Raw genomic sequence first — 18,275 nt, 5'->3', positions numbered from 1 at the left:
GTGCTGTGGCGCATGAGTGTTACAGCACGCATTATCCCGATATTTTTCTATCTCTATACAAGGAGTAAATATGTCATACGAAGTTCTACACTTCATCAACGGCGAAGAAGTACCTAGTTCTGGTTCTGCTCGTCAGGAAATTTTTAACCCTGCTACCGGAGATGTTCTTGGTTCTTTGCACCTTGGTTCTCAGGACGAGCTTGAGAAGGCTGTTGCTGCTGCGAAGACTGCTGCGAAGGGCTGGTCTGAGCTATCTTTGGCGAAGCGCACTGCTGTTCTTTTCCGTTTCCGTGAGCTTCTTGTAGAGCGCACTGGTGAGTTAGCAGAACTTGTTGTTTCAGAACACGGTAAGGTTCTTTCTGATGCTCGCGGTGAGATTGCTCGTGGTCAGGAAATCGTTGAGTATGCTTGCGGTATTACCAACCTTGTGAGTGGTCGTTTCACTCCTCAGGCCGCAACTGGTATTGATGCGTATTCTGTTCGTGAGCCTTTGGGTGTTGTTGCTGGTATTACTCCGTTCAACTTCCCTGTCATGATTCAGTTGTGGATGGCACCTTTGGCTATTGCTGCTGGTAACGCTTTCATTTTGAAGCCTTCTGAGCGTGACCCCTCTGCTGCAAACTTCATGGCAAAGTTGTGGAAGGAAGCTGGTCTTCCTGATGGCGTTTTCAACGTTTTGCACGGTGGTAAAGAGACCGTTGACGGTCTTTTGACTCATCCTGATGTTGATGGCATTTCGTTTGTTGGTTCTACTCCTATTGCTCGTTATGTTCATGAGACTGGCACGAAGCACGGCAAACGTGTTCAGGCTCTTGGCGGAGCGAAGAACCATGCGCTGATTATGCCTGATGCTGATATGGATGTTGTTGCTGAGCACCTTAACGCTGCAGCTTTTGGTGCAGCAGGTCAGCGTTGCATGGCTATTTCTGTTGCTGTTGCTGTGGGAGAAGCTGCTGAGAAGACCATCGAGAAGGTGACCGCTTTAGCTCGTAATATCAAGGTTTCTAACGGTATGGATAAGGACGCTGATATGGGTCCTTTGATTACTCCGCAGTCTTGTGAGCGTGTTCAGCGCATTATTACTGAGGCTGAGAAGGCTGGCGCTACCGTTGTTATTGATGGTCGTAACCTTGTTGTACCTGGCCATGAGAAGGGTAACTTTGTTGGCCCGACCATCTTGGATAATGTTTCACCTGAGATGAGCGCTTATGGTGAAGAGATTTTTGGTCCCGTTTTGGTAGTTATTCGTGTTGATACTTTGCAAGAAGGTATTGATTTGATTAACTCCAACCCCTTCGGAAATGGTACCTGCATCTTCACTTCCTCTGGTGCTGCAGCTCGTACCTTTAGCCGAAAGATTAAGGTCGGCATGGTTGGTGTCAATGTTCCGTTGCCTGTTCCGTTGGCAAATCACTCTTTCGGTGGTTGGAACGATTCGCTCTTTGGTGAGCACCATATTTATGGTGAAGATGGTCTTCGCTTCTACACTCGTGGCAAGGCTATTACTCAGCGTTGGCCTGAGCCGAAGCAAGCTTCTGGAGCGAACTTTAATTTTGAGTCACGTAACTAGTGACTAAAAAGGATCCTTTATTGGATGTGTGATGGTTGTGAGGGGTTAGTAGCTAGTGATTACTGGTTACTAACCCCTCCTCTTTTGTGGTTGTGGCTAGGGCTGATGCAGGTTCTTTGAGGGTTCATAATTTTTCTCAAACTTTTTCTTCTACTATGTTCACCACCACACATTATTTGATAGTATGTCTTTACATAGTTAAGGGTTTTTGAAACTCTTCATTTTCACCCAGACAACACTTTTCAACGATGAAAGCGTGAGAACATGACCGAGAATAACCTCATCATTGGCACAGCCCCCGACTCTTGGGGCGTATGGTTCGCCGACGACGACGCTCAAACACCGTGGCAGCGTTTCCTAGATGAAGTTGCTGAAGCTGGCTACAAGTGGATTGAACTTGGACCTTACGGCTACCTCCCTGCAGAACCAGAGGTTTTGGCTCGCGAACTTAAAGAGCGCGATTTGCAAATTTCTGCTGGAACTGTTTTCACAGCTTTCCATCGAGGCGGACAGGAGCAGTGGGATATCGCATGGGAGCCCGCTCGCAAGGTTGCTGAACTAACAGCAGCTATGGGCGCAAAACACATTGTTGTTATTCCGGCTCTTTGGCGCGATGACAAGACCGGCGAAGAACTAGAACCATCAACCTTGACCGAACAGCAGTGGGATAATCTTGCTCAAGGACATAACAAGCTTGGCGAAACCCTTCAGCGCGACTTCGGCTTGTTCCAACAGTTCCACTCCCACGCAGATTCTCATGTTGAGACCATGGAAGAGATTGAAAAGTTCCTTGCTGTAACTGACCCGAAGCTTGTTACTCTCTGCTTGGATACCGGACATGCCCAGTATGGTGGAGCTTCTTCTGTTGAACTAATCGAAAAGTATCCTGAACGCATCGGGTACTTGCACTTGAAGCAGGTAGACCCTGAGATTCTTCGCCGAGTACGTGAAGAAAACATGACCTTCAAAGATGCAACCGCAAGTGGAGTGATGTGCGAACCACCTCACGGATTGCCTGACTTGTCGAAAGTTATTGAAGCTGCTGAGGCTCTCAACCGACCACTCTTTGGCATTGTTGAGCAGGATATGTATCCTGTGAAATCTTTTGATATCCCACTACCTATCGCTCAGCGCACCAAAACTTATCTACTTGGTTGCGGTTCTCGCACCGTAATTGGCTAAAGATAACCCAACTTCATCTGTTATTGAAAAGGAAGTAAAGATGTCTCAGGATATTCGTGTTGCCGTTGTTGGCGCTGGACGCATGGGATACGACCATATTCGTCGTATTCACGAACGTATTGATGGCGCACGCGTTAGCGCAGTAGTAGATATTGATGAGTCTAAGGCTATTGAAGCTCTTGAAGGTATTGATGGAGCTCAGGTTTATACTGATTTCCACAAGGCTCTTGAGTCTGACAGTGTTGACGCTGTTTTAATTGCGACTCCTGGTTTCTTACATGCACCTGTTTTACAACCTGCATTAGAGGCTGGATTGCCTATTCTTTGCGAGAAGCCACTCACTCCAGATTCAGCCTCTGCATATGAAATTGTTAAGGCTGAAGTTGCTACCGGCAAGAAGTTGATTCAGGTTGGCTTCATGCGTCGTTTTGATGGCGGTTACCGCACTATTCGTGCAGCTGTTCAGGCTGGTTCTTATGGTGAACTTTTGCAGCTGGATTGCGAACATATTAATCCGTATGTGTTGGATTCTTATACGGGGCGTAATCTCATTGACGACACTGTTGTTCACGAGTTTGACGGAGTTCGTTATCTGACTGGTGAAGAGATTAAGACAGTCCGTGTAATCTCTGGCAAGAAGACCAAGCATGCTCAAGGTGAGCTTGCTGATCCGGCAAAAGTCATTATGGAGACTGAGTCTGGCGTACTGGTAACGGTTAGCACTCATGTCACTGCTCGTTTTGGATATTCTGTAACTACTCGCGCAGTATTTGAAGAAAACCACATTTCTGTCGGTCAAGATTTGACCTGCCCCAGTTTTGAGCCGCGCTTTGTTGATGCATATGATCAAGAAGTTCAGGCATGGATTAATGCCATCAGCAAGGGTGAGCATACTGGACCATCTGCTTGGGATGGTTACGCGGCGGCTGCTTGTTGTGAAGCTGGTTTTGCGGCGTTGAATTCCGGAAATATTGAGCAGGTTGTTCTCGAAGAGAAACCTGATTTGTATCGCTAAAGATATTTTCGGGTATCTACGCTAGAGGGGGTACCAACATGTTGGTACCCCCTCTTCGCGTATCTGCTTGTCTTTGCACTCTTTTTCTTGGATTAGGGCTGATTGTCGTTTCAAGAAAAAGGGGATAAAAAATTTTCTTAAAAAGATTGTCATTATGTCATGACAAATATATAGTGTTTAGTAACACATTGGGTTCTCTGTTGAGTAATTGGTTACTAAAACCACACACTCTATAGAGCATGAGGTTAGGTAAGCTCGCCTACAGAGACTATCGTTTAACCTCATATATCTACTATCGACATTTCTTATAGACGAAGGAGTCATAATGTCAGGACACTCTGTTAGTGCGTCGGAGGCGAACTTACCGCCTCTCACCAAGGGGCCTCACAGTAAACGCCTCGGCCAGGTCGCCGTTGTAGCAACTCTCGGCGGCTTGCTCTTTGGTTACGACACCGGTGTCATCAACGGTGCTCTACTTCCTATGTCAGAAGAGCTAGGCCTCAACGAAAAAACAGAAGGTATCGTTACTTCTTCACTCCTTTTCGCTGCAGCATTTGGCGCACTCTTCTCCGGTGGCATTTCCGACAAATTTGGTCGTCGTAAGACCATCATGGGGCTCGCAATTATCTTCTTCCTCGGCGCATTAGCGTGCTCCTTCGCACCAAGCCTAGGCCTACTCGTCCTTGGACGCATCCTACTCGGTATCGGCGTCGGTGGCGCTTCCACCGTCGTTCCCGTGTTCCTTGCAGAACTTGCACCTTACGAAATTCGTGGTTCCCTCTCTGGACGCAACGAAATGATGATTGTTGTCGGTCAGTTGGCAGCATTCGTCATCAACGCATTTATCGGCAACGTATGGGGCCACCTTGATGGTGTCTGGCGTATCATGCTCGCTATCTGTGCAGTTCCTGCAGTATTCTTGTTCATCGGCATGCTCCGCGTTCCAGAATCTCCTCGTTGGCTAGTTTCTAAGGGACGCCTCGATGAAGCAACTGAAGTTCTACGCCAGATTCGTTCCGAAAAGCGAGCTGAAGCTGAGGCTAAGGATATTCAGCGAACCCTCGAAAAAGAATCCACCATGGTTGCTCCTAGCGTGTCCTCCATGCTCAAAGACAAATGGATTCTTCGCATCGTCCTTGTTGGTGTTGCACTTGCGGTATTCCAGCAGTTCACCGGCATCAACTCCATCATGTACTACGGTCAGATTGTTCTTCAAGAATCTGGATTCTCTAAGAACGCAGCTCTTATCGCTAATATCGCTCCCGGTATCATCGCTGTTATCGGCGCATTCATCGCATTATGGATGATGGAAAAAATTAACCGTCGTACCACCGTTATCACCGGCTACACTTTGGTTACTATCTTCCACCTCCTCATCGGTACTGCAGCATTGGTACTACCTACCGACTCTGCAGCTCGCCCTTACATTCTCTTGCTTCTCATCGTCGGCTTCGTCGGTTCGATGCAGACCTTCTTGAACGTTGCAACATGGGTTCTTCTCTCCGAGATTTTCCCTCAGCAGATTCGCGCATTCGGTATGGGATTCGCAGTTCTCTGCCTCTGGCTTGCAAATGCTGCAATCTCCTTCGCGTTCCCTTCAATCCTCAAAGCAGTTGGACTAAACTCCACCTTCTTCGGATTCGCCGTCATCAACGCAATCGCAGCGTTCGTAATGTTCAAGTTCCTACCAGAAACCCGCGGTAAGAGCCTTGAAGAAGTGGAAGTTGGCGTCACTACCGGTGCTATCTACATTGTCAAGAACAAATAAACTACCACTGAATAACCTCTCTTGATGTTCCGTAGCCTCTATTGCTCACGATGGGCATAGGGGCTACGGTTCCATTTTCCTCAGTTCTACACATCTACTACTTTTTTGAAAAGGTCACATCATGACAACAACACGTACCATCAACGTTGGTCTTATCAGTGTCGGCTGGATGGGAAAAGTCCACAGCAAAGCCTACGCAGCAGTTCCACAGGTCTACCCAGAACTAGGAATCAAAACTCGACTCGTTCAAGCCGCAGATACCTCCGAAGAACGCGTCGATTACGCGGTTAACGTTCTTGGCTTTGAAAGTGGAACAACCAACTATCAAGACGTCCTCGCAAACCCCGATATTGACGTTGTTTCTATTTGTGCACCTAACTTCTTGCACGCACAAATCGGTAAAGAAGCGGCAGCTGCAGGCAAAGCATTCTGGATTGAAAAACCAGCAGGACGCTCCGCGGCAGAAACCCAAGAAATTGTTGATGAAGCTCGTAACAGTGGTGTAGTCACCGCCGTTGGATTCAACTATCGCAACACACCAGCTATTGAATACGCTCGTCAACTCATCAGCGACGGAAAACTTGGAAGAATCACCAACGTTCGTGGTTCATTCTTTGCAGATTATTCTTCAGACCCCCGCGGAGCGCTCTCTTGGCGTTTCGTACGAGACCTTGCTGGTACCGGCGTATTAGGAGATCTTTTAGGACACCTCGCAGACCTTATTCACTACACCGTCGGCCCTATCACTGAGGTCTGTGCGCTCACCCACACCGTCCATACCGAGCGCCCCAAACTGCCTATGGGAAGCGGAACCCACTTCGCAGTCATTGAAAATGGTGAAATGGCACCGGTCGAGAATGAAGATTACGCCGCACTCTTAGTACGTCTTGGTGGCGTAGGCGCGGTAGGAACTCTTGAAGCCTCTCGTGTGAGTGTTGGCCCACGCGCCCAGTACGCTATTGAAATTTACGGCACTGAGGGCTCCCTCAAATGGGATTTTGAGCGTATGAACGAACTCGAATTAGCTCTTGGATCAGCTGGCGAACAGGTTGGATACACTCGTATTTTTGCCGGCCCAGGCTTTGGAGATTTCTCCTTCTTCCAACCAGGGGCAGGAACTTCCATGGGATATGACGACCTAAAAATTATTGAAGCGAAGAAATTCCTTCAAGCATATCTTGGACGAGAAAAGATTCACGCTGATATTCACGACGCACTCCTCGCTAACCGCGTCATCTCAGCGGCAGTAGACTCTGCGGAAACGCAGACATGGCAGGTAGTGGAACCTGTTACTGGCACTAGTGCCAGCGGAGAAGACCTCTCCAAACGATAAGAAGAAAATAACTCCTAGAGATACTTAAGGCTCTTTGAAACTGGCGGGGAAACCGGTTTCAAAGAGCCTTAAGCATACTCAAAACTTTTTAGAAAACTAGGTAAAGAGCCCCCACCCACGTTACAACAATGACAAGACGCTCAAAAACTTTTTGTGGAATACGTCGAGCATAAAACCAGCCTATAAAACTTCCCAGAAGAAGCAGCGGAAGTAAGACTAAACCTAATGTTAAGGTGTGAGGGTTCACCAACCCTAAACTCACAGAAAAAGGAAGTTTCAGCATGTTCATCACCGCAAAAAACCAAGCTGTTGTCCCTAAGAAAAGCTGAACGTTAAAACGGCGCGCCAAGAAATACATGTTCATGACTGGCCCACCAGCATTAGCGACCATCGTGGTAAAACCACCAAGTCCCCCATAAAACCAAGCAAACTTCTGCGAAGTATTCTGTGCTGAATGACGGCTCTGACGCTGAAGAAGAGTCAGCACCATCAAAGCCAATAAAATCCAACCAATACTACGACGAATCACCTGATCATTAGAAACAAAAAGATACGCAGCACCCACAACTAAGCCACAAAGCACAGCCGGCACCAAGGTCAAGAGTGTTTTCCAATGAGCATGTTTTCTATACGCTACTAACGCTGAAATATCGCCGATGATGAGCAATATTAATAATGCGCCCGTTGATATTTTTGCTGGCATGAGAGAAGCAAAAATAATAACAGAAATAAGATTAACTCCCGGAAGCATCGTCTTAGAGATACCCACTAAAAAGGCTGCGCATCCTAGAAGAGCCCAAGAAATTAGAGAGTACTCCCCTATAATATTCAGCATTGTTTTTGCCCCATCATGTTAAAGCCAGAGGTGCTAAAGAATAATTCTTTAGCACCTCTGGACATATTATATTTTTATTGTTCTGCGGTGAAAGGAAGACGGGGATCAATCTCCTGATTGTCCCATGTCGAACGGACCCAGCCATGGTGTGGGTCATCGCTGATCAACCAATCACGAACAGGTCCAGGACCTGCCATAACATTCAAGTAATACAAATCGTAGCCAGGAGCCGCCATGGCTGGCCCATGCCAACCATAAGGCACCAACACCACGTCACCGGTACGCACTTCAGCGTTGACATCAATGGGACGTTCATCTGAAGCATATACACGCTGGTAGCCAATCGCGTCCTGCGCTTCTGCCGGTGCACCTACTGCAGGGCGAGTCTCAAAATAATAAATCTCTTCTAACGCAGTTTCCCCTTCTTGCTCCACATCATGCTTATGAGGAGGATATGAAGACCAGTTACCGGCAGGAGTAATCACTTCACAGACAATGAAACGGTCTGCTTCTAACGCTGCTGGAGTACCAAAATTATGAACCTGACGAGAACAATTACCGGCACCACGGAGCTCTACAGGAATCTCACTCTTTTTAACATGACGAACCGGATAGTGTGCACGTGCTGGTGCAGAAGAAATAGAAACTCGCGCACCTTTGACTCCGCTAATCACCACAGGGGTATTAATACCGGTGTATAAGATATCTGCAGGGCCGTGGAATACAGATTCGCGACCTTCAAGAAGGTACTGTTCGTCACCTATCGTGACGTGAACATCACCGTTCAAGGGCATGATGATACGCTCTTCATCTGCTGCATCTAAGCTCAGAGGTTCTTCCCCCAAAGTAGCAACACGAATACCAGTATGTTTCCAGCCTTCTACAGTCGTTGTAGAGTCAGAAGCCCCTAAAGAAACCTCCCATTGGTCTTGGGAAGCAGAACCTGCTGGGTAGAACCACTGCTGTGTCACGGTACTCTCCTATCGTAGAGTTCAGAATTTTAGTTTGAAAGCGTCATTTCAAAGGAATATAGGTCTGCTCGGTATACGTGCTTTCCTGTTTCAACACGAACACCGGTGTCATTCATGGTGGTGCGGAACATCGTCACCAACGGTGCACCCTCATGGGTATCAAGCTCTACCGCCTGATACTTATTAGCTATAGTGGCACCAATTTTTTGTTGAGCAAGAGAGAACGTCACCCCACGAGATCCCATGAGCTCATACAAACCGCGTTCATTTAATTCGTCCTCTGTCAAAGAGACCGCACTAACAGGAACCCAGTTCTCCATTAAAGCTAGTGGAGTACCGTTTTCGTAACGAACACGAACCAGATGATAAACCGATAAATCATCAGTTAGGGCAAGTTTCTCTGCAATTTGCTCATCAGCTTCAACCACTTCATAGGTAATGACACGTGTTGTTGGTTCAATACCGCTTCGTTGCAAATCGTTGTATAGAGAAGACAGGCTCAAAGGGCGACGAATCTCGTTTGAAACAACCTGTGTACCTACCCCACGTTTACGAACAAGTAACCCGCCACGAACAAGCTCATCCATAGCTTTACGCACAGTTGGACGTGATAGATGCAGCTGAGCAGCAAGTTCTAGTTCGTTAGGGAGCATTGAACCAGTAGGAATCTTTCCCTCAGCAATATGGTGGTTAATGCCGTTAACAAGCTGATGGTACAGGGGAATAGGGGAAGAACGATCAATAGTAATTGCAGGAAAATCTATAGTAGCCATCATCAACCTTGCTGGGGATAGTGTCTATATGTCCTTTTGTAAAGACATAACTATTCTAGAGTAGCATTGTGATTCATTCCAAGGGTGCTAGCACATCAACAAATGCAAGGAAGTCATCGCTATTTATCAAAATAATAGCGATGACTTCCACACCTGAACCACAGTGTCTGTTAGCTCAACGCACCACGCAAAGCACGCAACGCAACAGAGAGCACATCAAAACGGGGGCGACCATCAGACCCAGTAGCAGCCTGAACTACCTCAGCTAAAGTGTCATCAACTCGTTCCATACGAACAGGATGTTCTTTGACCCATTGTTGAACGGCAGAATCTCCTTGTTCCACCGAGCGAGCCGAGGCATTTTCACCTTGAGCCTTCAAAATTGCTAGGGCAAGGCCAGCAGCAATCTCATAGAGGTCATCGCGAAGAGCTGAACGAGCAAGAATCTCCCAACGGTCAGTACGAGGCAGACGGCTAATGAGCGTCAACAAAGAATCTACTCCGAAACGGTCATACACCGAGAAGTAAATCAGAGCAACAGCATCAACACTGAGTTGATGAGCCTGAGCAGTCCGCACCACATCCATCAATGCGAAACCTTCAAAACCACGAATCCAGACAACTAACAATTCTTCAGGAAGACCCCATTGCTCACCCTGCTCACGCAAAGCACGAACGCGAGCGCGAGAATTATCAGAAAGATAATCAGGGAGGTTACGTCGCAGTCGCAGAACCTCTGAATAGGTGTTAATGATGTCAAGGATTGGTGCTCCTGTAACAACAGAACGCTCAGAGATAAACCAGCGTACGAGACGGTCAAGTACGCGTTGCCAGTCTCGCATTGTTGCCTGCCAACCCTGAATCAGGGTGTGTGCAGGAAGCCCGCGGTGTACGGTAGAAGCCTTGTCAATATCGAAAAGGTCACGGGCAACGAAGAAGGCTCGTGCGATAGTGTCTACGCTGGCGCCTGTTTCTTCTTGAACCCTAAAGACATGCGTAATACCAGCAGTGTTCACTATCTGGTTTGCAACCCGCGTGCAGATAATTTCTTGACGTAGCGGATGGGTGTTTAGGTCTTCTCCGAATCGCTCTACAAGTGCTGGAGGGAAGTACTCTTGCAAAATACGGTGCAGATAGGGGTCTTCTGCAAAAGATGTTTTGCAAAGCTCCGCAGTGAGGTGCATTTTGACGTATGCGGTAAGCACTGAAAATTCAGGGCTAGTGAGAGTAATTCCGGTCTGTTCATAGCGTTCGCGGATGTGTTCGTCGTCAGGGATGAACTCTACTTCACGCACCAGTCCGGCATGTTTTTCAAGGTCGTGGATGAGTCGGATGTAGGCGCTTACCCCTGGGATAACACCGTGCCGTTCTGCTTGGAGTAGAACATTTTGTTCACGGTTTGTTTCAAGAACTTGTTGGCCCACATCTTCCCGTTGAGCTTCAATAAATGTTGCTCTCTCCTCTGGCGATAGTTTGCCTTGAGCGATGAGTCGGTCAATTAGGATTTTGATGTTGACTTCACGATCGGAGGTTTCTACGCCGGCAGAGTTGTCAATAGCGTCAGTGTTGAGAAGTACGCCTGCTTCTGCTGCTTCAATTCTGCCGCGTTGGGTCATTCCGAGGTTTCCGCCTTCACCGATAATGGTGGCTCGTACTTGGCAACCATTGATACGAAGTGCGTCATTGGTTTTGTCGCCAACTTCTGCGTGAGTTTCTGCAGACGATTTAATATATGTACCGATACCACCGTTGTAGATAAGCTCGACGGGAGCTTTGAGAATAGCTGAAAGCAGTTGAGGTGGTGACATCTCTGTGATGTCCTCATCAATACCTAGAGCGGAGCGTACTTGGGGTGTCAGCGGAATAGATTTACTATCGCGAGAGTAGACTCCGCCGCCTTCAGATATGAGTGAACGGTCGTAGTCCTGCCACGAGGAGCGTGGCAATTCGTAGAGGCGTACGCGTTCTTTGAAAGAGGTTTCGGGGTCGGGGTTGGGGTCTAAGAAAATGTCGCGGTGGTCAAAGGCGGCAAGGAGTTTGACTGTTTGTGTGCGCATCATTCCGTTACCGAAGACGTCACCGCTCATATCTCCAATACCTACTGCGGTGAATTCTTCTTGTTGGCAGTCTTTACCGAGTTCGGCAAAGTGACGTTTAACAGATTCCCATGCGCCTTTTGCGGTAATTCCCATTGCTTTATGGTCGTATCCGATAGAGCCGCCGGACGCGAACGCGTCACCAAGCCAGAATCCATATTCTTCGCTGATGCTATTAGCTGTATCAGAGAACGCTGCAGTCCCTTTATCTGCGGCTACAACAAGGTAGTAGTCGTCTGCGTCGCGAGCGATAATACCTTCGGGGCGGATGATGTGTTCTACGCCGTTCTCATCGATACGCAGGTTGTCGGTGACAGAAAGGAGCGCACGAATAAAGATTTTGTAGGATTCTCGTCCTTCTGCAATCCATGCGTCACGATTTTGTGCTGGGGAAGGAAGCTGTTTCGGGAAGAACCCGCCTTTAGCTCCAGTTGGGATGATAACCGCATTCTTGACCATCTGGGCTTTGACAAGGCCAAGGACCTCAGTTCGGAAGTCTTCACGACGGTCAGACCAGCGGAGTCCGCCGCGTGCAACGGAGCCGAAGCGTAAGTGTACGCCTTCTACTCGGGGAGAATACACGTAGATTTCAAATTTAGGTCGAGGCAAAGGCGCAAAATCAATGTATTCGGGAGAGACTTTTAGCGCGAGGAACTCATCTGGTAGGTACGCGTTAGTGCGTAAAGTAGCTGCGATAACGGTAGCCATTGAACGCATAAAACGGTCTGCGTCAAGAGTTGGTATCTTGCCAAGTTCTAAGAGGAGCTCTTCCCATGTTTTTTGGCGTGCTTGTTCTCGTTCTTCATCAGTGTTGTACTGGCGTTTCGGGTCGAAGCTGATAGCGAAGAATTCGTTAAGTAGGCTCGTAACAGCAGGGTACCCTAGCAGCGTGTCGGACATGAATTCTGGGGTGAATCCGCATCCAAGTTGACCAAGGTAGTGTGTGTAAGCGCGCAGAACAGTCACATATTTCCAGCTCATTTTTTCTTTGAGAATGAGACGGTCAAGGGTGTCTGTTTCACGGCGTCCTTGAAGGAATGAGCTTAATGCTTGTTCGTAAACATCTACGACTTCTTGTGCATCAATCCCTTCAGGGAATACCACACCGAAATCATAGAGGATAAAGTCTCGCCCGTCTGCAGGGGTGATACGGTAGGGTCGCTGATCGATTACGATCAGCCCCATATTCTGCATAACCGGTAGCAGTTCGGTTAGTGTGTGTTGGCTATTGAGATACGTTTTGAGGCGAGTTTGCCCATCTTTTGTGTAGAGTCTGACTGCTACAGGCTTTTTATGTTGTGTTGAGAGCTCTTCAAAGATGTCAACATCGTTGACGGCTTCTTCAACGGAATAGTCGGCACGATAGGTTGCAGGAACCGCATCAGCCCATAGCTGAGAAATCGTACGGGCTTTATCTTCTGGTTGGGCTTTTTCTAGTGCCGAAGCAGTTGCTTCTGACCATGAGCGCACAGCTCGTTGGACTCTTTGTTGGATGTCCTCAGTGTTAATCTCGAGGGTCGTATTGGGTTGATTCAACCGAATACGAAGGAAAAGACGAGCTAAGGAAGAAGTCGACAAACGTACGTCATAGTCGATGTCTGCGACATCAAATTGTTCGCAGAAAACAGATTCGATTCGTTGGCGAACTCCAGTGTTATAACGGTCTCGCGGTAAGAAAATAACGGCACAAATAAACTGCCCTAAGCTATCGGGGCGGATAAAGACCCTCGTAAGGCGTCGTTCTTCAAGCCCCATGATGGCTCGGAAGGTTTCGCTGAGAGTTTCAACGTTGGTGTGGAACAGTTCTGTTCTAGGGTACTGCTCGATCATTCCGGTAAGAGTTTTTTCTGAATGGGAGGAGCAGTGGAACCCGAGTCGGTGACGAATAGAATTAATACGTTCTCGTATCAATGGAGTTTGCGTAGCTGGCAGTGTATACGCTTGAGCAGAGAACAGCCCTAAGATAACGTGCTCCCCGATGATTGCACCGGAGTCGTCCACAATGCTGACACCAATATAGTCGAGATACTCGTGACGGTGAATGGTTGAGCGAGAATACGCTTTCGTGATGTGTAATGGCTGTTGGGAATACGCCGTTGTGATGTCGAGGTCAGGTAGTTCGACGTGATGTTCTTGGCTTTGGGTAAAGATTCCTAAACGATTCTGCGGTGAGGTCTCTAGTGTTGCTGTTGCGGGGTTAATGCGCCGTTCTTCCATCCCCCAGAACAAGAAGTTTCCTTCGGTTAACCAGTTAAGAAATTCTTGAGCAGTGCTTATTTTTTGGATGGGGTCATGGGCGCTAAAGGTTTGTTGTGTGGTGTTCGTGCGCTCGCTGAGTTGTTGGGCGATGGTTCGTACGTGTTGTGCCATGGCGTCAGCGTCCGTAACGGCGCTACGTACATTTTTGAGAATCTGGTGAATACGTGTTGTGAGTTCTTGTTGCGTTTGTGGGTCAAGAGTTTTGATGAGCTGGATGGATATCCATGATTCTACGGTGAGTGTGTTGCCGTTCGAGGGTGTTTTTTGGTCTAGTACGGGTAACGCTGCGGTGTCTCCGCTGACGACCGGTTGTTCTACACCTGTTCCTTCTAGGCTGATGAGTGTTCCGTTATGGTCTCGTTCAGCAATGAAGGTGGGGTGGTTCAATGTTGCAATACCGCCGTAGTGTGCGGCAATCTCGGCGGTGATGGAGCTGACAAGGTAGCTCATATCATCGGTGGTGATGAGTAATGTGGTGGAGGTTTCGTCCTGTAGCATGTTGACGAGGGATTCGCCGTGTTGACGGGTCTGTGATAGACGTCGGTGTTCTTGGGCGAGACGTTGGCGGTTGTGAACGTTATTTCCTTCTGCCTCTGTAGAGGTGTATTGGTAATACTGATCGATCCATGTTGGGGTGGTCAGTTGTTCTGGTGATGCGTCGTCGCGAGCGTGCAAAATATGCCTCCGGTAGTAGTACAATCACACCTTTGTGATATGGTCAACACGCTAAGTGTGCGTGTTATAGGTAATACCTTATAACGTGACTCCACTAACACAAAACCCCTAGAGTGCTCTCGTGAAGAAAATTAAAAAAACTAACGTATCAGCTAGATAACCCCATATTTTAGAATAACCAAGAAGCATTAAAGTCTGTAACACTTTTATTCGCTACTGACATTCCTCAAAAGACACCCAACCACAAGACCTTGCCACATCACGAGACATGAGAGAGCTCCTCTAAAGTCCAAACTACACTCTAAAAACACCTATAATCATGGGTACATGTACTTTTGAGACAAGGGGGCACTCATTGACTGTGCGAACTACCATTATTATGCCGGTCTACAACACCGCTCATGCAGTTATCCGTGCCATCGATAGCGTTCTGCATCAGACAGACCCAGATTTTGAACTCATCATCGTTAACGACGCTTCCCCAGACCACGCTGATCACATCATCACAGAACACCTCAAAAAAGTTAATGATTCACGGGTACGCTACTTCCTCAACGAACAGAACATTGGATTATCCGAAACTCGCAACCGAGGACTTTCTCAAGCTCGCGGACAGTGGCTTGCCTTTTTAGACTCAGACGATGCCTTCACACCAACTTTTCTTGAAAGAATGCATCATTGGACGAACGATGAAATAGACGTTGTTGTCTGCGCTCATGATGTCGTCACACGAGACGGAAACCAACGCACCCGACTCCGCGGAAAAACTGGAATATTCACGGGACATGAGGCGATGCTCAAACTGCTACGCGACGAAACAACACCCTATGTGTGGGACAAAATTTTTCGTGCCAGCACCGCAACTGGACACACCTTCCCCACTATTAACCGTATTGAAGATGCCGCCTACATTATTCCGATTTATCAAAAAGCGCGAAAAGTGCGCTTTATTGAAGAATCATTATGCCTCTATAGCGTAAACCCGCATTCTGTCACGTGGGGGTCTGTACCGCCCATACAAGAAATGTACCGGTATATGAACTATCTCAAAGAAAATACTCAAATACATCAAGGGAGCAAGCAAGAGCAGGACGCTCTTGCCGTTACATGGTGTCTAGCTTTTCTCAATGGAGCACAAAGTGCTCTGCGTTTAGGTGTTTCCAACGCTCCGAATTATTTAAAACAATGCCAACAGGCATTAGCGTGGCATATTGTTGTACGAGCTCTTAGAACACGTCCAGTTTTTGGTGCTGCCGCATTCTTATTTAAACTTTCGCCGAAGGTCTACCAGACGTTTTATACCCGTTATGTTCAACGAGCGTATGGAATTGACTAAGTCTCTTTGGTCTTACACTACTCAGATGTAGCACTCCCTGATGTCCGCTATAACTTTTAAGGTTCTGCATGACGCATCCTTTGTTTCAAGCGGTGAAGGATATAATGTGTGCTGTCGATATTTCGTTTCCTACCCGTGAGGAACTTCTGCATGAGCTTTTCTGCTCCTCGCACATCCATCATTATGCCGGTGTATAACACTGCTGAACGTGTTATATCTTCTATTCAATCGGTGCTCGCTCAAAGTGACCCTGATTTTGAGTTGCTGATACTCGTAGATGGGGCAACTGATCATTCAGCGCAGGTTATTGAACAATTTCTTCACCACAACCCTGATCCAAGGCTACGTTTTTTCAATAATGCGCAGAATCAGGGGGTTTCACGAACACGCAACCAGGGGCTAGAGCATATTCGGGGGCAATGGGTTGCTTTTCTTGATTCAGATGATACGTATCGCCCGCATTTTTTAGAATCTTTGCATTCTTATACGGAGCGCTATGATGCCGATATTGTGACCAGTGTTTTAGCTATTGCTAAACCAGATGGTTCCGTTACCCCACGCCCAACCCAACCGACAGAGACTTTCCTAGGACAAGAAGCCGCTTATCACCTTCTTCAAGGTGGAAGAATCACTCCTTATCTGTGCGACAAAATCATTCGTAGTTCTCTTTTTGAAAATGTTCGTTTCTGCCCAGATATTCATCGTGGAGAAGACGCTCTTGTCACCTTGGCATTATGTCTTAACGCTCAGACGGTTGTAGCAACTCCAGAAGTCCAATATGAGTATTTTATGGAGTCGACCGGTCTTTCGTGGGGACGCATTACCCCTGTAGAAGAAAGCTTAGCTCTCATGCAGGCTCAAGCAGAGCTATTAGGGGAACGCCTGAACACCATTCAAGGGCGTAAGGCTTACGATGTTTCGTGGATTATCACTTTTCTTAATAGCTCACAGCAAGCAATTTTTAATGACACTGCTCAGGGGCGTGAAATTCTATCTCGTAATCGTCAGCTGATTCGGTGGTCACAGATTTATCAGATTATTTCTATTAATCCTATTTTTTGTGCGGCTGCCACTTTACTAAAATTATGCCCACCGTTGTATCGGGTAGTGTATCGCGCCTATGTCAAGAGAACCTATGGGCTTTAGCGACTCACGCGTGCGTTCAGCCATGCTCCAATGAGGTGAATACTAAATCCGCTGAGGGGTCCGACAAAAAGCGATATCAGCACTCTCACCATAAGCGGCAAAGGTAAGAAGAGTAACCCGAGGGAAATACACGCCGCCCCAACCCACCCGAGGATATAGATTCGGTGCAGGTTTGTTGCCAGTACAAGTGTTCCAGAAAGAACTAAGAGCGCCATAATAGCTGAAGCAAAGGTGAGCAGGGCGAGGATATGTCCTTGGGCGACTTCTTGGTACGCCACGGTTTCTTCTGGTTTGGGATGATAAATCGCCAAGAAGAGGAACGGCCCTATCAGATAAGCTGCGATCGCCCCAATGGCGCCCACCCCGAGAAGAGCACCAGCAGGTCGGACAATGGCTTGAAGAGGACGATCCTGATGCTTGATAAAGAGAGAAATTGCCACGCCTTGAAAAGCTTGGAGCGGAATCATAATAGGTGAACGAGTAATCGAAATAGCCAGAATGAGCGCTCCTAGCACCATATCTGAGTGTGTACCAGAAGAGGCTCCTTCAGTGGCTTTCATCATGAGGGGGAAGCCTGTGGTAAGAGCAGCCGATGCGCCGGCTGAGCCCATTGCGATAAGGGTGTTTATGGTGAGCGTTTTTGCAGGCACATCACCTCTGGCCCCTAAGGCAGAACGGGCATGAGAAGAACATATAGCAAGGACTATCCAGAGTAATGCTGGCGAAATAACAGCAGCTTCAAGACCCCAAAGGTATCCGGCAAGAAGACCGACAACAAGCATGCTCACGAAACGCCAAGTAGCCTCTCCGCCGTTAATGGTTGCCATAAGATACCATTTTTTCTCACCTGCAGCATTACCGCTTAGAGCAACTTGAACAGCATATAGAACCGTAGCTAACGCAATGGCGACGAGAGTAAACTGGGGGTCTTGAGAAAGAAAGTAATGAATCCAGATACCTGATGTTGCTGTCACGATGATGGCAATACCAAGACCTATCCCTAAAGCGATAACAGCAGGGCGGGCACCAGGTGTTGCAGGTGGGTTAAGTTGAGCGGCTCCAACGGCACGGGTGGCCTCTGAGGCAATACCTCCAATGATTCCGTAGATACCAAAGAGTAGCGCCCAAAATACTAAAAATTCTGGTACGTCAGCGCTAGGTAGTGCATGTTTTGCAATGACTGTAGCAAGGAATGCTGAGAGTGCAGAAAGAACAGACGCACCGAGGATAGCGCTAGATTCCTTACGGGTAATAGATGTTGGGGGGGTAGGTTGATCGGTAGATGCGGGAGGTTCTTTTGATTGTTGTTTGACCAC

12 protein-coding genes are annotated in these 18,275 nt (G+C 47.7%); 7 read left to right on the top strand and 5 right to left on the bottom strand.

The window, feature by feature from the left end; genetic code table 11:
• Positions 1-70: 70 nt before the first annotated feature.
• The 5 genes from ACN08W_RS00420 (at position 71) to ACN08W_RS00400 (ending at position 6,868) form a co-directional block, all read left to right on the top strand.
• The gene (locus tag ACN08W_RS00420) at positions 71-1,570 is read left to right on the top strand and encodes a CoA-acylating methylmalonate-semialdehyde dehydrogenase (protein ID WP_419102758.1); all 1,500 of its coding nucleotides are present in this window, start codon (positions 71-73) and stop codon (positions 1,568-1,570) included.
• Between the two features lie 264 nt (positions 1,571-1,834).
• A complete protein-coding gene (locus ACN08W_RS00415) occupies positions 1,835-2,752 on the top strand; it encodes a sugar phosphate isomerase/epimerase family protein (protein WP_419101216.1) in 918 nt (305 codons plus the stop codon).
• A 40-nt stretch (positions 2,753-2,792) separates the two neighbouring features.
• Positions 2,793-3,767, top strand: coding sequence for a Gfo/Idh/MocA family protein (locus ACN08W_RS00410; RefSeq protein ID WP_419108507.1), 975 nt, complete (start codon positions 2,793-2,795; stop codon positions 3,765-3,767).
• A gap of 325 nt (positions 3,768-4,092) precedes the next feature.
• A complete protein-coding gene (locus tag ACN08W_RS00405; protein WP_419102759.1) occupies positions 4,093-5,535 on the top strand; it encodes a sugar porter family MFS transporter in 1,443 nt (480 codons plus the stop codon).
• A 121-nt stretch (positions 5,536-5,656) separates the two neighbouring features.
• A complete protein-coding gene (locus tag ACN08W_RS00400; RefSeq protein ID WP_419108506.1) occupies positions 5,657-6,868 on the top strand; it encodes a Gfo/Idh/MocA family protein in 1,212 nt (403 codons plus the stop codon).
• Between the two features lie 88 nt (positions 6,869-6,956).
• On the opposite strand, the gene ACN08W_RS00395 is transcribed toward ACN08W_RS00400, so the two are convergent.
• From ACN08W_RS00395 to ACN08W_RS00380, 4 genes are all read right to left on the bottom strand, one after another.
• Entirely contained in the window at positions 6,957-7,703 is a 747-nt protein-coding gene (locus tag ACN08W_RS00395) for a sulfite exporter TauE/SafE family protein (RefSeq protein ID WP_419102761.1), read from the bottom strand.
• A gap of 74 nt (positions 7,704-7,777) precedes the next feature.
• Positions 7,778-8,674 (bottom strand): 5-deoxy-glucuronate isomerase, encoded by an 897-nt coding sequence (gene iolB, locus ACN08W_RS00390; RefSeq protein ID WP_419101221.1) that lies wholly within the window; start codon positions 8,672-8,674, stop codon positions 7,778-7,780.
• A gap of 29 nt (positions 8,675-8,703) precedes the next feature.
• Positions 8,704-9,450 (bottom strand): GntR family transcriptional regulator, encoded by a 747-nt coding sequence (locus ACN08W_RS00385; protein ID WP_419101222.1) that lies wholly within the window; start codon positions 9,448-9,450, stop codon positions 8,704-8,706.
• Between the two features lie 167 nt (positions 9,451-9,617).
• Positions 9,618-14,477, bottom strand: coding sequence for an NAD-glutamate dehydrogenase (locus tag ACN08W_RS00380; RefSeq protein ID WP_419108505.1), 4,860 nt, complete (start codon positions 14,475-14,477; stop codon positions 9,618-9,620).
• 361 nt (positions 14,478-14,838) lie between these two features.
• Between ACN08W_RS00380 and ACN08W_RS00375 the strand changes: the two genes are divergently transcribed.
• A complete protein-coding gene (locus ACN08W_RS00375) occupies positions 14,839-15,813 on the top strand; it encodes a glycosyltransferase family 2 protein (RefSeq protein ID WP_419102833.1) in 975 nt (324 codons plus the stop codon).
• A gap of 150 nt (positions 15,814-15,963) precedes the next feature.
• Positions 15,964-16,959 (top strand): glycosyltransferase family 2 protein, encoded by a 996-nt coding sequence (locus ACN08W_RS00370; protein ID WP_419102764.1) that lies wholly within the window; start codon positions 15,964-15,966, stop codon positions 16,957-16,959.
• On the opposite strand, the gene ACN08W_RS00365 is transcribed toward ACN08W_RS00370, so the two are convergent.
• Positions 16,956-18,275, bottom strand: coding sequence for a hypothetical protein (locus ACN08W_RS00365; RefSeq protein ID WP_419102765.1), 1,320 nt, complete (start codon positions 18,273-18,275; stop codon positions 16,956-16,958). The genes ACN08W_RS00370 and ACN08W_RS00365 overlap by 4 nt on opposite strands.

The organism is Rothia sp. CCM 9419, assembly GCF_048512815.1.
Classification (GTDB): Bacteria; Actinomycetota; Actinomycetes; order Actinomycetales; family Micrococcaceae; genus Rothia.
The sequence above is the reverse complement of the archived record's forward strand: the minus strand, read 5'-3'. Positions and strand labels throughout refer to the sequence as shown.